Genomic DNA, 19,210 nt, shown 5'->3' with positions numbered 1-19,210 from the left:
TTCATCAACTGACACACCGCTATCGCAGGCAAGCCAGCTCCCACATTGGTGTGTATTCCAAAGTCAGAACCGGGTCTGTACTGCCAGCTCGAAGGTCCTCGGCGCCCCCAGATAGTACGCCGGCGACACATGGGCAAATTCGGCATACACCTCATTCGTCAAGTTACGCACGCGCCCCGTCACCGAGGTATGCGAGTCCACCTTATAGCGCAGGAACGTCCCGAACAGCGTATAGGCCGGCACCGTTTGCGTATTGGCATTATCCGCATACACCTCAGCCACATACCGCGCATCCACACCACCTTGCCAATCCTCGGCAAAATCATAAGTCAGCCACAGGTTACCCACGCGCGTGGGTACGTTGGTCGGCGTGTTGCCCTTGCGCGAGACCACCGCGCCACTGGCAATTTTCTCATTGAAATCCTCGTACTCGGCGTCGACCCAGGCGAAGTTGCCCTCCGCCAGCAGACTTGGCGTGATGCGCAATGAGCTGGCCAACTCGATGCCCCTGGATGACTGCGCGCCGACCGGGATGCTGCTGGTGGGATCCTGCGGATCGGTCACGGCAAAATCCTTGCGCTCGATCTTGTAGGCGGCCACGGTGGCCGAGCCACGGCCGTCCAGATAGTCGAACTTGCTGCCCACTTCCCACTGTTTACCCGTCGAGACATCAAACACTTGTGTGGTGGTGCTTGGCTGCTCGGCGGCGGTGCTGTATTGCACGTACACATTGGCCGATGGGATGAATTGATAGGTCAGGCCTACGCGGCCGGTCACCGGTTCCCAACTGCGTTTGAAGTGCCGAGGGTTGGTGGCCGTGACCACGCGGTGGTTGGTGACATCCAGGTCGATGGCGTCGTAACGCAGGCCGGTCAACAGCGACAATTTGTCGGTGAGGCCCAGGCGATTCTCCACGAACAGCGCCTTGGTGGTGACTTCGTTGGTCTTGTCGTTGCCGAAGTTCTCCCGGGTTCGCGGAATATCGTAGAAGTGCCCAGGGTTGAAGGTATTCGGATCCACCGCACTGTTACCCGGCACATTCCACGGCGTGCTAGTGGTGCTGTTGACCTTGTACTCGAAGCCGCCGGACCAGGTGGTCGACAGGCCGTAGAGGCTGTCATCGTGGCGCAGCTCGAACTGGTTGCCGTTCTGTTCGCCCTGATGGCGTACCTGGTAAGCCGTCGAGCGGTTCACCGCGCTGTTGTCGGCGCTGTACTGGTAGGTTTCCAGGTTGCGGTAATCACGTTGGCTGTCCAAGTGGTACAGGGTGTTTTTCAGGGTGGTGCTGTCGTTGATGCGGTAGTCGATGATCGAGCGCGCCCAGATCGTGCGCTGCTCGTAGCGGCCGTCGGCGACGTTGTAGTTGTTGAACCGGTTGTGCTTGTCGATCTTCAGCTCGCCGGCCTTGGGATTGAGCACCGGCGTGCCCCAGTAGGGGCTGTCTTCATGCTCATCCTGGTATTCCAGTGCCAGGGTATGAGACAGGTTGGGCGTGAGGTCGCTGAGCAGGGAAAACGCCAGGCTCCAGGCCTCGCGCTGGTCGCGGTCGATGTAGCTGTGATTGGTGTTGCGGCTCACATCCAGGCGCGCGTAGTGCTGCACGTCGGCACCGGGCTCGGTCAGGGCGTGATTGACGCCGAACGCCATACCGGCGGTGTCATAGCTGCCATAGGTGAGCTGGCCCTCGGCCGCCTGTTCCTCACGGGTGGCCAGCTTGGTCACGTAATTGAGCGAACCGCCCACGGAGCCTGCGCCGTTGATCAGGGAGGAGGGGCCGCCGACCAGTTCCACCCGATCATAGATCCAGGCATCCACAGGCCGGGCCAGGCCTGTGGCGACGTTGATCCCGTTGAACATCTGGGTGATCTGGCTGCTGGTAAAACCCCGATAGGAGACAAACCCGCCAAAGCCCGGCGGGGCGCTGGCGTTGACGCCGGGCAGGGTGTTGGCCGCATCGCGGAAAGTCTTGGCGCCGTGGCGCTCGATGTCACTGCGCTTAGCGATGGCCACCGACGCCGGGGTTTCCCGTACGCTCAATCCCAACCGCGACGCCACGCCGCTGGGTTGGTCCAGGGCCAGGCCGGGCTCGGCGGTTTGTTCGCCATCAATGGTCGTCGGGGCCAACTCAAGGGCCCAGGCGCAGACAGGCAGGCAGCCGAACAGGCCCGCCAACAGGGGTAGATGTTTCATGGTTGAATCCTGAAAAACTTGGCTTGAAAACAACGCGCAGCCGCCTGTATTTCCTTGCGGAAACGGCGGTCAGTGCAGATCAGAAAGCGAAGGGATCAGGCGAAAGCAGGCGGCGCGCGCGGATGAGCCGTGGGCCAGGTGAAGTGGGCAGGGATGTCAGCAGCCAGGACAATAGCTGGCGGTGGCGCATGGGGCTGGGGCAACACCGCTACATTCAGGCTGGAACTCAGCGCCGGGCCCATACCGCCAGTGGAGCACAGCGGGCAGCCAAACGCCTTTGACAGTGTGGGCAGGTTTTCTTCGGTGGAGTTGGACGGCTTGGGCGCCTGGGTGCGCGGGTCCACTGTACAGAACTGGCCGCCGATGCCATTGAGCTGCATCCCGACCATCTGCCCATGACCGATACTGCAGGCGAACACATTGAACAGGACGCAGCAATAGAGCATCCAGGCAATGAGCGAGCGGTCGGCACGGGCAAGTTTCATGGGGCGGCACTTTACCATCAGCCGCCGACGAAATGCCTGCAGAAAATCTCAGGGGGGCTATCCTGATTCGGACCTTTTCAGGGAGAGCCAGTCATGAGCTTTGTAGTCGCACGATGGATTGTCGGCGTTTTTACATTCATCAGCATGGTGCATCTGTACTGGGCTGCCGGCGGCAAACTCGGCTTCTTAGCCGCCATCCCCCAACTGCCCGGAGAATTCGCCAGCGGACCCAAGCCAGCGTTCAAGCCCTCGGCGCTCGCCACGTTTCTGGTCGCATTGGGATTGGTGGGGATTGCGCTGATGGTGTGCCTGCGGGCGGGGTTGTACTTTTCGGCGGTGTCCCATGGGGCGTTGCAGTGGGGGATCAGTGCGATTGCGTTGGTGATGTTTGCCAGGGCGATTGGGGATTCGGAATTGGTGGGGTTTTTCAAGAAAGTCGGCGGGTCAAGGTTTGCGAGGTTGGATACGTATTTTTATTCGCCGTTGTGTTTGGTGTTGGGGGTGGAGTTGTTGGTGGTGGCGTGGGGGTGAGGGGGGTTAAATATTTGTTGGGTATAGGACGATTCTGGTTGCCCGCACGTCAACGTAACCAGATTTTTGAGTGATTGGTCGGTCGAGTTCAACAAGAACTATAGAGTCGCCAAGTTGTAATGCAGCACATTCTTCGTCCGCGACTTGAGTCAATTCGGCTGTTATTTGAGTGATACCCTTTATCTCGATGATCTGCGGGGTCGTATCGGAGGACGGAGTAATGCTTCGCCCCCAAGAAAAGATTTCATCCAGATCGAACTCTACGTCGTGTTCATCGCCGATTTTGGGAGTGATCCCGGCCCATAGAGCGGCGCCACTACCGATAGATGATTGGAACCTGACGAGTAAAGTGTCCGTAGTAGAAAGTATTTCGGTAATTCGTATCTTCATTTCACTTCTTCGGTAGTGGGACTCTAACAACAGTGTTGTCCACATTCATGGTGTTGGTTTTAAGCTCAAGAGTCCATGTCTCCTCATGGTAGTGATGTTTGCTTGGTTTGCTGTTCATTTCGTGCGCGCCATAGCGAATACTTCTTTTTGCGTCACTAGAAACTATCCTGTCGCGATCAGGTTTTCCAGTTCGCGGGTTGGTGTTCGTGTGGGGACGTGGCCCTAGAAATTCATCCCACTTTCGGGTGGTTTCTTCCGGTTTAACTGGTTTGTTGGCATAGGTTTCTTTGTGATATCCCATTTCAGGCGGGATATTTGAGGTGGTGGGGGGGAGTGGCTCCCCATAATTAGCTTTTGCCTCCGTTTCTGGTTCTTCAGCTTCGGTCGTCGGTTTGCACTTTTTGCCACCTGGACAAGAGTTCAAGCCTAGCGGATCTACCCAACCTGTCGGGTTGGGTACGTACTGGTATGCATTGATCCCACCCGCCAGCTTCACCGGGTCAGGTGTCAGGTAGCGACCAAGATCCGGATTGTAGTAGCGATGGCGGTTGTAGTGCAGCCCGCTTTCCGAGTCGAAGTATTGGCCTTGGAAGCGCAGCGGGTTGTCGACTTTTCCTATGTCGAGGCGGGTGATTTCGCCGTAGGCGCGGTAGTGCGCGGACCAGACGATTTTGCCTCCCGGGGCGGTGAGTTCCTGTGGGGTGCCGAGGTGGTCTAGTTGGTAGTGGTAGGGCTTGGTTTCTTTTGGACCGAAGCCTTCTAGTAGGGTCAGCGGACGAAAGCTGTCCGGTTCATAGAGGTAGCTGCGGTGCCGATCCGCGTGGTGTTCGGCGATGAGTTTGTCGCCTTGCCAGAAGAATTCGGTAGTTTTGCCGTCAACGGTTTTGCTGATGCGGCGGCCAAACGGGTCGTAGCGGTAGCTGGCAGTTTGGCCGTTGGGTTGGGTGAGGCCGATGAGGCGGTGCTGGCAGTCGTAGCGGTATTCGGTGACGAGTTGATGGCCCTTTCCGCGACGTTCACGGATCAAATTGCCGAAGGCGTCGTAGTCGTAGTGGCGGTCGCCTTGGATCATCAGGCGGTTGCCGGCGACGATGTCCGGGCCGGGGCGGTCTTGCATGAGCAGGTTGCCGGCCGGGTCGTGGCCGAAGCGTTCCTGCTCGCCTTGGGAGTGATCGGCTCGGGTCAGGCGGGCGAGGGGATCGTAGTGGTAGTGGTGTTCGCCTTTGCGGGTGTCGAGGAGGCGGGTGAGGTTGCCGGATTTGTCGTAGTCGTATTGGCGTTGGTAAAGGTAGTGTTCCTGTTGGGTGACGGCGTGGGCGTGCAGGCGTTGCTGATCGTCATAGTGGTAGTGGCTGATCAGTTGGCCTTGTTGGCGTTGCTGTTCCTGGTCGGCTTTGAACAGGTGCGAGGTGAGGGTTTCACCGTTCAAGTCGACAGTGGCTAGATGGCCGCCTTTATCGTGGTTGAAGGTGAGACGGTTGTTATCCGGCAGGCGCAGGTTTTTCAGCTGACCGCAGGCGTCATAGCCATAGCGCAACGTGCCCCAGCCTTGGTGTTCAGCGGTAAGGCGGTTTTGCGGATCGTATTCGTAGGCCAGCGCCCAGTGGCCGTCGTCGACGCTTAGGAGATTGCCCTGGCGGTCGTAGGCGTAATCGACGATGTTGCCGTCGGGCAGGGTTTTTCTTACGAGTCGTCCGGCGTGATCGCGCTCGTAGCGGGTGACTAGCTGACTGCCATCGTCGCCGTGTTCGGTCTTTTCCTGAAGGTTGCCGTTCAGGTCATAAACGTAAGCGGTGCGCTGGCCGTCAAAACCAGTTTCTTGTTGGATCAGGCCGTTGCTGTGATACTGGAACCGGTAGGTTTCGCCGACTTCGTTTTCGATCTCGGTCAGCAACAAACGAACGTTGTCGTAACGGTATTTGACCTGGGTGCCATCGGCGTTGATGCGGCGGCTGATCAGGTGCAAGCCGTCGGCATATTCGTAACGGGTGACGTGCCCCAGTTCATCGCGTTCGGAGGTGATTTTTCCGTAAGCGTTGTAGGTATATTTACGCGTGTCACCACTCGGCAAGACGATTTGGACTAGGCGCCCAGCGTTGTTCCATTCGAACTGTGTGAGCGCACCATATTCATCCTCACGCGCAACCTGCCGCCCCAGATCGTCATAGCGATAGCGCTTGATACCGCCATTCGGCAATTGCTCTTCAAGCAGTTGTCCGCGTTCATTCCAGACCAGCCGCTGACAGCTGTTATCGGGATACCAAACCCCAATCAGCTGCCCGTATTTGTTGTAGCTGTAGTCCGTGGAATTGCCGTCTGGATCGGTCTTACGCGTAACGTCGCCCTGGTCATTCCGCTCATACTTCCAAACCGCTTCACCACGCCGCACAACCCGTACGAACCCATTCTCATGCTCGTAGGAAGTGGGCTCATCATCCCCCGGAAACAACGACACCAAGCGTCCGGCTTCGTCGTACTGGTAGGCTGTGATCGCGCCGAGAGGATCCTGCTCAACCGTCAGCCGGCCTTTGTCATCGTAGGACTTGAAGTGCTCAGCACCATCCGGATCCACCCGCCGCACCAGCCGCGCTCGCTGGTCATGCACGTAGACTTCCTGGCTGCCATCGGCGTTATGAACCGTGACCTGCCCGTTGTCCTCCCACACATACCGCGTGTCCATCTGCGAAAAGCTCGCCCAGTGCCGGACACACCGCGCCGCCTTGCCAGACCTTTCCCACGCCCAAAAGAAACTCGCCCCACCGGCCAGTCCGCGCTCAAGAATGACGTGCTGTTCGTCGTACCGATAAACCTCACTTTCACCTACAGCATTGGTCGCTGAAACCAACCGCCCGACATCGTCATAGGCGTAGGAAACAACGTTCTGCTCTGTCACCCAGACAAACGGACCGTCATCCACAGCCCGCTCAACCTGGTAATCCACCGCAACAATGCGGCCCGACGCATAGCGCAAAAACAACGAGCGCCCCACACCGTTGTCCAACCGCTCAATCTGCCCCAGGTAGTTACGGGAAATACGCAGCCGGTTGTCATACGCATCGCTGATCGCTGTCAGCACACCGTCGCGGAAATGGTAGAAACGCGACGCCTGAGCCAGCACCAACTCATCAGGCAAAGACCCCAGGTAGATCGCGGCTTCGGCCAGGCTGTTGGTGATCGCGGGCCGAGAAACAGATGGCAAGGGCAGGGTAGTCGACCGATTTTCATGATCTGTCCACACCACCGAATCACCGGAAACCGTGAGCCGATGCGCCAGCGAGTGACTCCAGCCAAACCCCAACCCGCAATCCACTTCCACCGCACTGGTGCGATACAACCGAGTCCACTCAAACGGCAGAATCCCGTCCAGCGCACCATCGGTCAGGGTAAGCAGTTCCTCCCCGGTAACCATCGACACCGGGCAGCCATTGGTCGCGGTCTTATCCGAAGCAGCCGCCGCATCTCCCGCGGGATTTTTCGAACCAACAGGCACATCATCGACATGCTCTGTCTGCTTCAGCACCGCGTTCTGCCGCGCCTTCCAGCGCATCTGCATCGTGCCTTGCTTCAGCCCGCCAACCACCCCGCGAACGGCCACCGCCTTATAGCGATCCACGGCCTGCATAAACTTCGTCAGAATCACCAGAAGCCCCCTGACAAAGCCCACCGCCGCCTCGAGGATCTGCGCGCCATACTTGACCAAGCGCAAACTCAAATACGCCACGCCCGCCGCAGGCAACGCGATGGTCAACACCACGCCAATCACCAGGTCAATCAGCAACGCCACCACTAACCCAGCCGCCACCTCGGCCATTTCACCGGGCGGCAACGCGTCCAGCCAGATCATCGCCGTGCGCACCAACAGGAACAGCGCCGCCTCATCACTGGCCAGCAACATTGCCTGCTCCATGACCTTGGGTGCGTCTGTGGCGATTTGCGCCAACTGGGCGGCCTGATCTCCCAGTTGCTCGACGAACTTCAGTGGGTCTTCAAGAATTGCCTGCACCCGCTTGATGCTGTCCCACACATCACGGATCGCCGCCCAACTGCCCGCCAATAGGCCGCTGCCAATTGCGCTGGCAGTAGATCGCTCCCAATGCGGCTTAAACCCGGCCCACTGCGACCGAAGCCACTGCTCCAGATCCGCCATCAACCCGGCGTAAGAGGCAAACAACGCGTCCACCTGTTCCTCGGAAACGCCGCCCTGCACCCGCACCTGATACCGCCCGCCAGCCGCGCAGTGGTGTGAGCCTTTACCTTGTTCATCCAGCAAGATCACGGTGGAACTGCCGTCATCCAGCCCCATCACCTCCACCGGGATATCGCCGATCGGCACGTCATACACCGACTCGAACAGGCTCTGAATCTTCAGCTCACCGCCCAGCGGGCACTGGGCCACGGTCGCAAAGTCCGTATCAGCCATGCTCACCGACCGCTGCGAATCCCCGACCCGCAACACCCGATCCATCCCCAGCAACGACGGCATGTCCAACCCATGGCTCACCGAATCCAGCGCACGCGAATACCAGGCACCCATCTGCTGGCGATAAATCTCCAAGCTCTGATGAAAGCCATCCAGCTCAAATTCGATAAGGGCGATGTGGGAAGCGTGGGTCATCCGTGACGGCTCGGCAAAGGGCAAGGCGTCGGAGCATGCCGCAGGAAAAAGCGCCTGGATGAACGGTTGAGAAATTCAGAAAAGGCCCACTACAACGGGGAAAAAACCGCGCAATACCAACCCCAAGAGCTACACAAAATGGCGATAAAACTGATTGCAGCAACCACTCTCAAATAAAAATCGCTCTCATCCTTGCCCGATTCCCCGACATGGCCGTCATGGTTAATAGAACCTCCATTACGCAGGATTTCCCATGTCGCGCCTTGCTCGTCCCTTGCATCCACTGACCCTGTCAGTGGCGATGGCTTTTGCCGCCGTGCCGTTGCTGACTGCCCAAACCGTCTTCGCCGAAGAAAGCAGCAGCGCCGTGCGCAGTTTCTCGATTCCTGCCGGTGACCTGAGCCAGGCGCTCAATAGCCTGGCCGAGCAGGCGGGCCTGGTGTTGGCCTTCGATGCAAGCTTGACCCGGGGCAAGCGCAGCAACGGGGTGAGCGGGCAATACGACACCGACGTGGCGCTGAACCAACTGCTCGCCGGCAGCGGCCTGCAGGCGATGAAACTCTCCGCCGATCGCTACCGCCTGGAAGCTATCCCGGATAACGGCGGGGCCATGGAGCTGCGGGCCACCACCATCAGCGGTGCGTACCAGGCCGAAAGCCCGACCGGGCCGGTGTCGGGTTATGTGGCCACGCGCAGTTTGTCGGGCACCAAGACGGATACCGCGTTGATCGAAACCCCGCAGTCGATCTCCATCGTCACCAAAGACCAGATGCGTGCGCAAAACGCCGAGAGCCTTAACCAGATCCTGCGCTACAGCGCCGCTGTCATCCCGGAAACCCGTGGCGCCACTGCGTCGCGTCTCGATCAGTTGACCATTCGCGGTTTCGCCCCGGCCACTTATCTCGATGGCTTGCGCATGCCTTCGAGCCGTGACGCCTTGCCGCAAAAGGATGCGTTTGACTTGGAACGCGTCGAAGTGCTGCGCGGCCCAGCGTCGGTGTTGTATGGGCAGGGCACGCCGAGCGGGGTGATCAACATGGTCAGCAAGCGCCCGTTGGACGCGCCGTTTCATGAAGTGGGTGTGGAATACGGCACCTTCAACAAGAAGCGCACCACCTTTGACCTCAGCGGCCCAATCGATGACCAAGGCGTTTATTCCTACCGCGTGGCAGGCCTTTTCGATGATGCCGATGGCCAGGTCGAACACACCGAGACGCGTCGCCAATCGCTCTCCAGCGCTTTCACCTGGCGCCCGGATGATGCCACCTCGCTGACCCTGCTCGGGCATTTCCAGAAGGACCCCAAAGGTGCGTCTTACGGCTCGGTGCCGGCCTGGGGCTCGGTGCTGCACAGCCCGACCGGGCGCAGCATCGATGTGGATTTCTATGATGGCGAGAAGAACTTCGAAAAAAGTGATCGCGAGTATTACTCGATTGGCTATGCCTTCGAACATCACTTCAACGATGTCTGGACCCTACGCCAGAACGCACGTTACCTGCGCGCCGAGGGCATTTACCGCAGCATCTATAACAGCAATTTGCAGGCTGATTACCGCACGTCGAACCGTTCGACCATCGCCACCGATGTCGACATGGACGCCTACACCCTGGACAACCAGGTTCAGGCCCGATTCGATACCGGGCCGTTACAGCACACGTTGTTGATGGGCCTTGATTACCAGAACACCAGCACCGACACCAAGGCGGGTTACGGCAAGGGACCGAGCCTGGATATCTTTGATCCGGTCTACGGCGCGCCCGTGGTGACGCCGGCGTTCAGCACCGATGCTACCTCGCGTAGCGAGCAGACCGGGGTCTACCTGCAGGAGCAAATGAAGTGGGATAAGTGGGTGTTGTTGCTCGGCGGTCGTTATGACTGGGCCAGTACCGATAGCACCACCAAAACCCTTGCTACGGGCGCCAAGAGTAAGTCTTCGCTGGACAGCGAGGCGTTTACCGGACGTGTAGGGCTGGTTTACCTGTTCGATAATGGCTTGGCGCCTTATGCCAGCTATGCGGAGTCGTTCAACCCGCAGTCAGGTACCGGTTATGGCGGTTCGGTGTTCAAACCGACCGAAGGCAAGCAGTATGAGATCGGCATCAAGTACCAGCCGCCGGGCAGCAACAGCTTCATTACGGCTGCCATTTTCGATCTGCGCCAAACCAATGTACCGACGCTGGACCCGAACCCGGACCATCTATGTGGTAGTGGCCGTTGCAACATTCAGGACGGCGAACAACAGTCCCGTGGCTTTGAGCTGGAAGGCAAGGCCAGCCTCAACGACAACCTGGACATTACGGCGGCGTACGCTTACCTGGATAACCGCGCGAGCAAGTCCAACAGCACGGTGCAATACGCACCGATCACTGACGGGGGCGTAGGCCCGGCGATCCCGGTCGAAGGCACCACCACCTACGGTTTACCCCGTCACACGGCCTCGGCCTGGGCGGACTACACCCTTCATGACGGCCAGCTCAAAGGATTCGGCGTGGGGGCCGGTGCACGGTATGTCGGTTCGTCCTGGGGCGATCCAGCCAACACCCTGAAAGTGCCGGGCTACACCTTGTTCGATGCGGCTGTGCACTACGACATCCCGAACATCGCCAACCCCAAGGACAATCTGCGCCTGGCCTTAAATGCCACCAACCTGGCGAATAAAGAGTATGTGGCGTCTTGCCTCTCCTACTCGTGGTGCTGGTATGGCTCGCAGCGCACCGTGCAGGCGAGCGCCACTTACCAATGGTGATGGCACTCAGTAAGGCAATTTAATGGCCCCTTTGTAACAAAATCCTCGCCAGAATCGCTTTTATTTTCAGGTGGTTAGGTGGGGATGCAAATGCGCACTGTTGGAATCATGCTGATCGCCTGCTCCCTGGCCGGCGGCGCAGCTGCCGTGCAGGCACGGGAGCTGCGCGAGGGTGACAAGTACATGTGCAGTTGGGGCGCAGGCACCGCCGCCAGGGCCCAGGAACTCAAATTGTCGGGGGTGTCGCTGTACGCCGCTCGGCAGAAAATCCAGACCATCAAGTTCAACAAATCCTGGATGCGCATGATGGCCATGGGCATCACGGAACAGACCTACGACAGCGGCTCACGGCTGAAACCCGAGGCGATTCGCCAGAGTTTCTATCAGGACTGCGTGCGCTACAAAGTTGCGCGCAAATGACCGCTTAGTGCGACAGCGGTGAGCTGGCATCTTCCTGGAAATACACCTTTGCCGTTTCAATAAACCGTCTATTGGCCTGTGACAGGTATTCACTGGCGCGCCAGCACAGGTTGAAGTGCATGAATTGCGCGGGTTCGAAAGACACACCCGCGAGCCCCGGCTCCTGCTCTTGCACTGAACGCAGCAGGGTCGATACGCCCATGCCGCTGCGGGTAGCGGTAATCACCAGCGGGACAAAGTTGCTTTCCAGGGCGATGTTGAAACGCACGCGGGCGTTGCTGCAAAACGCATCCAGCAAATGGCGTTGCAGGAAGGTGTTGTCGAAGACCAGCATGGGTTCGTCTTGCAACCGCGCAGCCGGGATAGATGAAGCGGCCGCCAGCGGATGCTGCTCATGCATGCACAACACCATCTCGTCGCTGCCGAGCAGCACTGACTCCCAGTCCGGGTCGACCCGCCGCGACTCCAGCAGCGCCACGTCAATATCCCGCGTGGCCAGGCGCTCGCTGATGTCATCGGCACTGCCTTCCACCACATGCATCGCAATGCCGGGGTAGCGCGCGCGAAATTGCATCAGCAGTTCGGGGATGTGGCGGATGCCATACATCGGCGGCACACCGACGCGGATTTCACCGCTGTGCAGTTGCGTCAGGTCCTGCAGCTCACGGCGTGCACCGGCCAGCCCCTCCAGGCAGGCTTCGGCGCGCGTCAGGAACAACTGGCCTTCAGCGGTCACGCTGATTTGTCGCGTGGCGCGGTTAAACAGCGCCACGCCCAATTCTTCCTCGAGTCGGCCAACGGCCATGCTCAGTGCCGGTTGCGCCACATGCAACGCCTGCGCCGCCTTTGTGAAGCTGCCTTGGCGGGCGATCTCTACGCAGTACTCCAGCGCTTTCAGGTTCATACGGGCTCGCATAACAAAGAGTGATGACTGGTTTCACAAATGGATATTTTCTGTGATGCGAACGAGTCTATAACCTGTCGGCATTCTTCTCCATGCCGAGTGCTTCCTGATGCCCAATCTTCGCCAATACTGGCTTGTAACCCTGATCGTCGGCGCTTTGGGCGGCAGCATTGCCAATTGGGCGGGGTGGCCGTTGCCTTGGGTGATTGGCGCGTTGGTCGCGGTGATGTTGACTCGCTGCGCCGGCAGCCTCGTACCGGAAATCCCCCATGGTCGCCAAGTCGGGCAGCTTATCGTGGCAGTTGCCATTGGCTGTCATTTCACATTGCCAGTGATGCAACAGGTGGCGGCCCATCTCGGGCTGATTCTCTTTGCAGTGTTACTGACGCTGGTGTTGGCGTTGTGTTCGGTGCTGGTCCTGCATCGCTGGGGCGTGCCCTTCGGCACCGCGTTCTTTGCCTTGATGCCAGCCAACTCCAGCGAGATGGTGCACCTGGGCCGACAACGCCAGGCGGACACCAGTTTTATCGCCGCCGCCCACAGCATTCGCCTGCTGCTGATCCTGTTGACGGTGCCTGCGGTCGCAACCTTTGGCATGCCGCAGGTCGTGGCCCATGCCCCGTTGCCGGTGATCTGGCCGTGGCTGATTTTCATCCTGGCGATGGGCTGGCTCGCGGCGCTGGGTTTCAAACACTGCAAGCTGCCCAATCCCTGGACGTTCGGGCCGTTCCTGATCTGCGCGGTGGGGGTGGGCTGCAATAACTTGTCAATGAGCATGCCGGGCTGGCTGAGTGGCTGCGGCCAGTTGTTGATCGGCTGTGCATTGGGCGTTGCGTTTGACCACAGCTTCTTGCGCCGCGCCCCAGGACTACTAAGCAAGGTGCTGCTGCTGTTGACGGGCTCGGTGATCACCACGGCGATAGCCGCATGGGCGCTCGGCGCCGGCTTGGGCATGCCATGGCTGTCGCTTGCCCTGGGCATGATGCCTGGCAGTGCGCCGGAAATGAGCCTCACCGCCGAGGCCTTGGGCCTGGCGGTGACACTGGTGACAGCGATGCAGGTGATCCGCATGTTGGTGATCCAGGCGGCGTGCCTGCCGCTGTTTCGCCTGCTGGACCAGACCGCGCCGGTCCAAGCACCGGCCAGTGCAAACGCCGCGTAAGCCTGGCCAACTTCGTCCTCGCACCTGTAGGGCGCTTTACAAATCCACGACATTCACTGTGTTTCTATTTGCATACAATTGCGTCCTCTATCAGGGAGGCCAGTATGCAAACGCTAATCCGCACGGCGACGCAGGACGATATCGACACGCTGTTCAGCATCCGCACGTCGGTGGTGCAGAACCATTTGAGTGTCGAACAGATGGCTGAGTTGGGCATCACGCCGCAGGTGCTGGCTTCGAGCATCGAAGCAGCGCCCTGCGTGTGGGTCGCTGAAGTGGATGGCCGCGCCGTTGCCTTTGCCATGGTCGACCTGGCCGAAGGCGAGGTATTTGCGCTGTTCGTACGGCCCACTCACGAAAACCTGGGCCTGGGCCGTCAACTGATGGCGGTCGCCGAAGCCGCGCTGTTTGAACACCATGACCGACTGTATCTGATCACCGATGGCCGCGACGAAATACGCGCCAACGGTTTTTATCAGCGGCTGGGTTGGGTCGTGGTCGGCCAGGTCGACGGCGATGATGTGCGATACGAGAAGATCAGGGCGCAGTAGTCTCATGAACGCGCCCGAGCCTTCGTCTTCTAACAGCGTGCGCTACTTCGTGCTCGGAGTGCTCTGCGTTGCAGTAGTGCTGGGGATTTATTTTGTCCAGCTCAACGCCCAGGTTGACCGCGAGCGGGAAGCCGCCAACGAGCGCTTGGCACTCTGTCGGCAGGTGGAAAGTATCGCGCGTTCATTACTGCCTAATAGCCTTGATACACGCGAGACATGTGAGCCGTTGAACGGGCGTATGTCGAAAAGTGCGACGCTGCCTTAATTCAATAACCCTTTTTTATAAGTGGAAATTTGGGTGGTACTTGCACCAAAAAGTGGCACTCATAGCGTCCGCCACCTTAAAAAATGTGTGGTTATTGAATGACTTACAGCGCTTTTAATCCGACGAAAGGATTAAAATAATCTTGTTACAGCTTTTTACAGTCGTTACTATAGCCGGGCGTTCACCTCCCACGGTTTATGCATTTTTAAATCCCAAGTTTCCATCAGCTACTTGGGATTTTTTTTGCCTGCAATTTGACCTCAACGTCAAACTTCACCGGTGGCGAACTCTGCACGCATCCGCCCGTTGCGTTTGGCCTGGTACAGCAACTTATCGACCTTTTCGACAAACTCCAGCATCGGGCTATCGGGTTTTACGATGTGCGTGCCGACGCCCAGGCTCAAGGTCAACAGATTCGATACCGCCGAAAAACCATGTTCGATCTGCTGCTGGCTAATCAGGTGCAGGCAGCGTTGCGCCACTTGCCTGGCCGACGCTGCATCGGTTTCCGGCAGCAACCATACAAACTCTTCGCCGCCGATACGCGCAATGAAATCCCGTGGCCGGTTGGCCGCCTGTGACAGGGTGCGCGCGACTTGGCGCAGGCATTCGTCGCCCTTGATATGGCCATAGTGGTCGTTGTACTGCTTGAAAAAATCGATATCCAGGATGATCAGCGACAGTGGCAACTGGCTGCGCTGGGCGCTGGCCCATTCCCGTTCCAGCACCGTGTCGAACATGCGACGGTTAGCGATGCCGGTCAGTCCATCCTGATAGGAATATTCCTCAAGTTGTTTTTGCAGGCGCACCAAGTGTTCTTCGGTCTTCTTGCGCTCGCTGATATCGAACATAAAGCCGATCAGCGCGTCGACTTCGCCGTCCTTGCGCACCACGTGCACCACGTCGCGAATCCACACGTAGTCGCCATTCGCGGTCAGCGCCCGGTAATCCGCCTCGTGGTCGACGCCTGCGCGGGATTGCGACACGCAGAAATTCACCACGTATTCACGGTCGTCCGGGTGCATGCGTTCGACCCAATCGTCCACGCTGACCCAGCTTTGCGGGGTCCAGCCGAGCAGGGTCTCGATCTGCGGGCCGATATAACTGAAGGTCATGCTCTGCCAATCAATGCGCCAGGGGATGGCCTTGGTCGACTCCAATAACGTCTTGTACACATCGCTGTCGGGCTGGCTGGGAGGGTCGATACTCATGGGGGCTTGGCTCAGAGTGATGGCGAAAGGCCAAGAGCCTCTTGTGATCGACGCGTGGAGTCAAGTGCCCTCCGAAACAGCAGACGAGAGGTTGCAGGCAGGGGTTTTTGACGTCAGCGAATCGACATCTTCGAACGGTGTCCGGCCGGGTCGACCTGCTGCTGACCGGCGTGTCCCCCGAGGGTTTGGACAGCATCCGTTCCATCTCAAACCTGATTGTCGAGTTGCGCACCGAGATCAAGGCCGGGCGCCGTGGGTTTGCGGGAGTAGGCTAGCCGTTGACGGTGTGGGTCGGTGTATCGAGCGCGCCGTAATAGCGCCAGCAACAATGGCGGTGTTCCGGCAGGATCACGCAGCCGCTGAGGCTGACGATCAGCAACGCGGCAACCAGCATGGAAAGTCGACGGTACATGGTGTGTCCTCTTGGGTTGATAGGCGTTAATCCTTCAACGCTGCCAGCGGCGTAAATCCGTCGCGAAGCTTTCAAACATTTCATCAAGCGCCGCCATCCCCCGGGCAATACTGCCTGCGCAAATAACCTGCACATTCTGCGACGGATTTTTTTGCACCCACCGTTCAACCCATCAGCAACCCGCACTTTCGCGCGTTGAATGAAGGAGTTGCCATGAGACCCCTGGCCAAATTGCGTTTTGCCTTGCTTGCTCCGCTGGCGCTCGCCGCGTTTGTCAGCACCCCCACGTTTGCCCAGACCGAAATCATCATCCGCCAGGCGCCGCCGCCGGAGCGCGTGGAAATGATCCCCGTGGAGCGCCCGGGTTACGTCTGGGACCGTGGACACTGGCGCTGGGAGGGACGCGGCTACGCTTGGAAGCCCGGCCACTGGCAGCCTGTGATGCGCAATGCGCGCTGGGAACCTGGTCATTGGGAAGCCCACGGCCCCAATTGGTACTGGCGTGAGGGGCATTGGATCCGCTGAATCAGCCACCCGGACTGAGAGTTGCCCGATTGAAAGACACTGATCCGGATGTTGAACTGCTGGCACGCATCGGCAACAACGAACCCGCGGCCGTCAACGAAATGGTGACGCGCAAACTGCCGCGTCTGCTGGCGCTTGCCAGCCGGATCCTGGGGGATGCCGACGAAGCCAGGGACGTGGCCCAGGAAAGTTTCCTGCGCATCTGGCGCCAGGCGGCGAGTTGGCGCAGTGGCGAAGCGCGCTTCGACACCTGGTTGCATCGGGTCGCGCTGAACCTTTGCCATGACCGCCTGCGCCGGCGCAAGGAGCGCCCTCTGAGCGACGCGCAAGCGCTGGAGCTGGCCGACAGCGCACCGTCCTTGGATGAACAGTTGGAGACCGCCGACCGCAGCGAATGCATGGCCGCCGCCTTGGCGGCATTGCCCGAGCGCCAGCGCGAAGCCATTGTGTTGCAGTACTACCAGGAGCTGTCGAACATCGACGCCGCGGCCCTGATGAATATCAGCGTCGAGGCACTGGAGAGCCTGCTGTCGCGGGCCCGACGTCAGTTGCGCAGCAGCCTTGCCGACACACCCGGGCTTGCCCGCCCAGGAAGGGGAAAGACATGACACCCGAACGATTTGCGTATCTGGCCGACGCCTATGGGGCCGATTTAAAGCGCTGGCCTCTGGCGGAGCAAGGCGCAGCGCAGGCACTGCTTGAAAGTGCTCATCCCAGTGCCCGCGAGGCCTTGGAGGAGGCTGGTTGGCTCGACGTCCAGCTGAACAGCTATCTACTGGCGCTCACCGACCCGGCGCTGGCGAGGCAGATCCGCCAGTCTGCGCCGCGCCGCAGGTCGTTCTGGTCGCGCTACGCCAACTGGTTATCGCCGGCGGGCTTGGTGGGCGTGGGCATTGCCGGCATCGTTACCGGGATGCTGGTAGCGTCGATGAGCGTGCCGCTGCCCATGTTGTCATCCGAAGTGTTGCCCAGTGTCTTCGATCAGGGCGATGCGCAAGTGATCTTTACCGTCAACGCCGAGGACACCGAGCAATGACCGCTAAATCCCTGAAACCGTGGTTGCTTGTCTCGGTATTGCTCAATGTATTTTTGATCGGCGGCGTAGGCGGAGGCCTCTACCATTGGAGGGTCAACGCCAAGCCCGCCGTAGCGATGGTCAACCAGCACGGCCTGCGCCAGGCCATGGTCAACTTGCCGCCGGAGCGGCGCAGGGAGTTGCGTCAGCTGTTGCGCCGTAACAGCGCTGACAGCCAGCCGCTGGTCATGGCTGGCCGTGAGGCGCGGCTTGGGGTGATCAAACAGTTGGAAGCGCCGGCGTTGGACCGGGATGTGCTGGTGACTGAATTGGCCAAGGCGCGTGAGGCGGATATGGCGCTGCGGGCGTTGGTGGATACGACATTGGCGCAGTTTGCCAGTACGTTGCCTCGGGAAGAGCGGCAGACGTTGGTGGAGGCGTTGTATGTGCGCGGGCAGATGGCCGGGAAAAAGCCTCGGTCTTGAGCATTGGTCTTGGCGACACCAAGGATCAAAATGTGGGAGTTGTCGAGCGCCAGCGAGGCTACGATGGCATCGCCGCGCAGCAACTGCCAGACCACAACACCCGCATCGCAGAGCACGTTCAACTTGCTTCCTTTAGCGGTTCGCGGTTATTACCTGAGCCGCATGGCAACCCTCTAAAACCTGATTCGCAAGGACCGCTCAATGATTGACCCCCAGGTACTGCAACAACTGGCCCCCAACGGCGTACTGCGCGCCGCCATCAACTTCGGCAACCCGGTGCTGGCGCAACGCGGTGCGGGCGGTGAACCCGAGGGTGTGTCCGTCGCACTGGCCAAGGCGCTGGCCGATGAACTGGGTGTCGAGTTGGAGCTGATCACCTTCGAGGCGGCCGGCAAGGTGTTTGCCGCATTGGCCGAGGATGTGTGGCGCGTGGCGTTCCTGGCCATCGAGCCGGTGCGTGAGCAAGAGATTGCCTTCAGCGCGCCGTATGTGGCAATCAAGGGCACCTACCTGGTGGCGAAGGACTCACCCTTCACGCAGGTTGCGCAATTGGATGCGCCGGGTCGACGTATCGCCGTCGGCCAGGGTGCGGCCTATGACCTGTATTTGAGCCGCACGGTCCAGCATGCCGAACTGGTCCGGGCACCCACCTCATCTGCGGCGGTAGACGTGTGTATCGAGCAAGGCCTGGACGCAGCGGCGGGCGTACGGGATTTCCTGCAAACCAGGGTTAACGAGCAGTGGCGGCTGGTAGAGGATGACTTCATGACCATCCGCCAGGCCATGGCCGTACCGATTGCGCACGCAGCCGCTGCCGCGTTCGTCAGATCCTTTGTCGAACGGCAAAAAGAGAATGGCAGGGTGAAGCGAGGATTGGTCGCCAGCGGGCAGAGCGCTGAACTACAGGCGACGTAGGAAGGATTTAACGATGTGCCGGGTGGCGTCGGTGGTGTCGAGTTCTTCCATCGCGCCGTAGGGATGCCACTGGCAATCGATTATTTCGTTGCAAGGTTTTGCATCGGCGATGTTCACAACGGATGCTTCGAAAACGTGGTGAACGGTGTCGCGGGCTTTCAGCTCCTGCAAGTAGAGCAAGCCGTCCACGTTCAATCCGGTTTCTTCTTGCAGCTCGCGTTCGGCGGCGCCGACCGGGCGCTCGTTGCGTTCTACCTTGCCGCCCGGCAAGGCCCATTTTGATCTGGCCTTACGCACGAAGAGGATATGCCCCTCGTGTTCGCAGATGACCGTGGCGCGTATTTTCATCGTTTAGCCCCGCAGCGCAATGGATGTCATAAAAGTGTAA

21 protein-coding genes are annotated in these 19,210 nt (G+C 59.4%); 13 read left to right on the top strand and 8 right to left on the bottom strand.

The window, feature by feature from the left end:
• Positions 1 to 63: 63 nt before the first annotated feature.
• Positions 64 to 2,190 carry a TonB-dependent siderophore receptor gene (locus JBO08_RS21735; RefSeq protein WP_220074934.1) on the bottom strand — a complete coding sequence of 709 codons (2,127 nt, stop codon included), beginning with the start codon at positions 2,188 to 2,190 and terminating at the stop codon, positions 64 to 66.
• Between the two features lie 95 nt (positions 2,191 to 2,285).
• Positions 2,286 to 2,675 carry a DUF2946 domain-containing protein gene (locus tag JBO08_RS21730; protein WP_065881686.1) on the bottom strand — a complete coding sequence of 130 codons (390 nt, stop codon included), beginning with the start codon at positions 2,673 to 2,675 and terminating at the stop codon, positions 2,286 to 2,288.
• Between the two features lie 93 nt (positions 2,676 to 2,768).
• Here JBO08_RS21730 and JBO08_RS21725 point away from each other — a divergent pair, with 93 nt between their 5' ends.
• Positions 2,769 to 3,206, top strand: coding sequence for a DUF3995 domain-containing protein (locus tag JBO08_RS21725; RefSeq protein WP_220078213.1), 438 nt, complete (start codon positions 2,769 to 2,771; stop codon positions 3,204 to 3,206).
• Positions 3,207 to 3,212: 6 nt separating this feature from the next.
• Here the strand turns inward: JBO08_RS21725 and JBO08_RS21720 are convergent, their stop codons facing one another.
• Together JBO08_RS21720 and JBO08_RS21715 are read right to left on the bottom strand one after the other, a co-directional pair.
• A complete protein-coding gene (locus JBO08_RS21720; protein WP_065881683.1) occupies positions 3,213 to 3,596 on the bottom strand; it encodes a hypothetical protein in 384 nt (127 codons plus the stop codon).
• A gap of 1 nt (position 3,597) precedes the next feature.
• Positions 3,598 to 8,211, bottom strand: a complete 4,614-nt coding sequence (locus JBO08_RS21715; RefSeq protein ID WP_220074933.1) for an RHS repeat-associated core domain-containing protein — start codon at positions 8,209 to 8,211, stop codon at positions 3,598 to 3,600.
• Between the two features lie 253 nt (positions 8,212 to 8,464).
• Here JBO08_RS21715 and JBO08_RS21710 point away from each other — a divergent pair, with 253 nt between their 5' ends.
• The gene (locus JBO08_RS21710; protein ID WP_065881681.1) at positions 8,465 to 10,957 is read left to right on the top strand and encodes a TonB-dependent siderophore receptor; all 2,493 of its coding nucleotides are present in this window, start codon (positions 8,465 to 8,467) and stop codon (positions 10,955 to 10,957) included.
• A gap of 90 nt (positions 10,958 to 11,047) precedes the next feature.
• On the top strand, positions 11,048 to 11,377 hold the full coding sequence (locus tag JBO08_RS21705) for a hypothetical protein (protein ID WP_049713356.1): 330 nt from the start codon (positions 11,048 to 11,050) through the stop codon (positions 11,375 to 11,377).
• 4 nt (positions 11,378 to 11,381) lie between these two features.
• Here the strand turns inward: JBO08_RS21705 and JBO08_RS21700 are convergent, their stop codons facing one another.
• A complete protein-coding gene (locus JBO08_RS21700) occupies positions 11,382 to 12,281 on the bottom strand; it encodes a LysR family transcriptional regulator (protein WP_220074932.1) in 900 nt (299 codons plus the stop codon).
• Positions 12,282 to 12,390: 109 nt separating this feature from the next.
• Between JBO08_RS21700 and JBO08_RS21695 the strand changes: the two genes are divergently transcribed.
• The 3 genes from JBO08_RS21695 (at position 12,391) to JBO08_RS21685 (ending at position 14,259) form a co-directional block, all read left to right on the top strand.
• Entirely contained in the window at positions 12,391 to 13,443 is a 1,053-nt protein-coding gene (locus JBO08_RS21695; protein WP_186754636.1) for an AbrB family transcriptional regulator, read from the top strand.
• Between the two features lie 104 nt (positions 13,444 to 13,547).
• Entirely contained in the window at positions 13,548 to 13,994 is a 447-nt protein-coding gene (locus JBO08_RS21690; RefSeq protein ID WP_065946425.1) for a GNAT family N-acetyltransferase, read from the top strand.
• A gap of 4 nt (positions 13,995 to 13,998) precedes the next feature.
• Complete coding sequence (locus JBO08_RS21685; RefSeq protein WP_083214001.1) at positions 13,999 to 14,259, top strand: hypothetical protein; 261 nt, start codon at positions 13,999 to 14,001, stop codon at positions 14,257 to 14,259.
• A 266-nt stretch (positions 14,260 to 14,525) separates the two neighbouring features.
• Here JBO08_RS21685 and JBO08_RS21680 read toward each other — a convergent pair whose 3' ends face one another.
• The gene (locus JBO08_RS21680) at positions 14,526 to 15,470 is read right to left on the bottom strand and encodes a sensor domain-containing diguanylate cyclase (protein ID WP_220074931.1); all 945 of its coding nucleotides are present in this window, start codon (positions 15,468 to 15,470) and stop codon (positions 14,526 to 14,528) included.
• A 107-nt stretch (positions 15,471 to 15,577) separates the two neighbouring features.
• Between JBO08_RS21680 and JBO08_RS21675 the strand changes: the two genes are divergently transcribed.
• A complete protein-coding gene (locus JBO08_RS21675; protein WP_274611416.1) occupies positions 15,578 to 15,745 on the top strand; it encodes a hypothetical protein in 168 nt (55 codons plus the stop codon).
• On the opposite strand, the gene JBO08_RS21670 is transcribed toward JBO08_RS21675, so the two are convergent.
• Positions 15,742 to 15,882, bottom strand: a complete 141-nt coding sequence (locus JBO08_RS21670) for a hypothetical protein (protein WP_167345841.1) — start codon at positions 15,880 to 15,882, stop codon at positions 15,742 to 15,744. The genes JBO08_RS21675 and JBO08_RS21670 overlap by 4 nt on opposite strands.
• A 213-nt stretch (positions 15,883 to 16,095) precedes the next feature.
• Here JBO08_RS21670 and JBO08_RS21665 point away from each other — a divergent pair, with 213 nt between their 5' ends.
• From JBO08_RS21665 to JBO08_RS21640, 6 genes are read left to right on the top strand one after another with little or no spacing between them, the layout of a single operon-like run.
• Positions 16,096 to 16,407 (top strand): YXWGXW repeat-containing protein, encoded by a 312-nt coding sequence (locus JBO08_RS21665; RefSeq protein WP_065876116.1) that lies wholly within the window; start codon positions 16,096 to 16,098, stop codon positions 16,405 to 16,407.
• 29 nt (positions 16,408 to 16,436) lie between these two features.
• Positions 16,437 to 17,015 carry an RNA polymerase sigma factor gene (locus JBO08_RS21660; RefSeq protein ID WP_065876117.1) on the top strand — a complete coding sequence of 193 codons (579 nt, stop codon included), beginning with the start codon at positions 16,437 to 16,439 and terminating at the stop codon, positions 17,013 to 17,015.
• Positions 17,012 to 17,443 (top strand): hypothetical protein, encoded by a 432-nt coding sequence (locus JBO08_RS21655; protein WP_065876118.1) that lies wholly within the window; start codon positions 17,012 to 17,014, stop codon positions 17,441 to 17,443. Before JBO08_RS21660 ends, JBO08_RS21655 begins: the two co-directional genes overlap by 4 nt.
• Complete coding sequence (locus JBO08_RS21650; RefSeq protein ID WP_065946424.1) at positions 17,440 to 17,907, top strand: periplasmic heavy metal sensor; 468 nt, start codon at positions 17,440 to 17,442, stop codon at positions 17,905 to 17,907. The genes JBO08_RS21655 and JBO08_RS21650 overlap by 4 nt, the downstream gene beginning before the upstream one ends.
• On the top strand, positions 17,904 to 18,116 hold the full coding sequence (locus tag JBO08_RS21645; RefSeq protein ID WP_139113260.1) for a hypothetical protein: 213 nt from the start codon (positions 17,904 to 17,906) through the stop codon (positions 18,114 to 18,116). The genes JBO08_RS21650 and JBO08_RS21645 overlap by 4 nt, the downstream gene beginning before the upstream one ends.
• A complete protein-coding gene (locus tag JBO08_RS21640) occupies positions 18,109 to 18,822 on the top strand; it encodes a transporter substrate-binding domain-containing protein (protein ID WP_220074930.1) in 714 nt (237 codons plus the stop codon). Before JBO08_RS21645 ends, JBO08_RS21640 begins: the two co-directional genes overlap by 8 nt.
• Here the strand turns inward: JBO08_RS21640 and JBO08_RS21635 are convergent.
• A complete protein-coding gene (locus JBO08_RS21635; protein WP_065876121.1) occupies positions 18,808 to 19,170 on the bottom strand; it encodes an NUDIX hydrolase in 363 nt (120 codons plus the stop codon). The genes JBO08_RS21640 and JBO08_RS21635 overlap by 15 nt on opposite strands.
• Between the last annotated feature and the right edge of the window lie 40 nt (positions 19,171 to 19,210).

Origin of the sequence: Pseudomonas sp. LAP_36 (genome assembly GCF_019456785.1) — a bacterium.
In the GTDB taxonomy this organism is placed as follows: domain Bacteria; phylum Pseudomonadota; class Gammaproteobacteria; order Pseudomonadales; family Pseudomonadaceae; genus Aquipseudomonas; species Aquipseudomonas tritici.
Note: the sequence above shows the minus strand (reverse complement) of the source record. Positions and strands in the feature narration are given on the sequence as shown.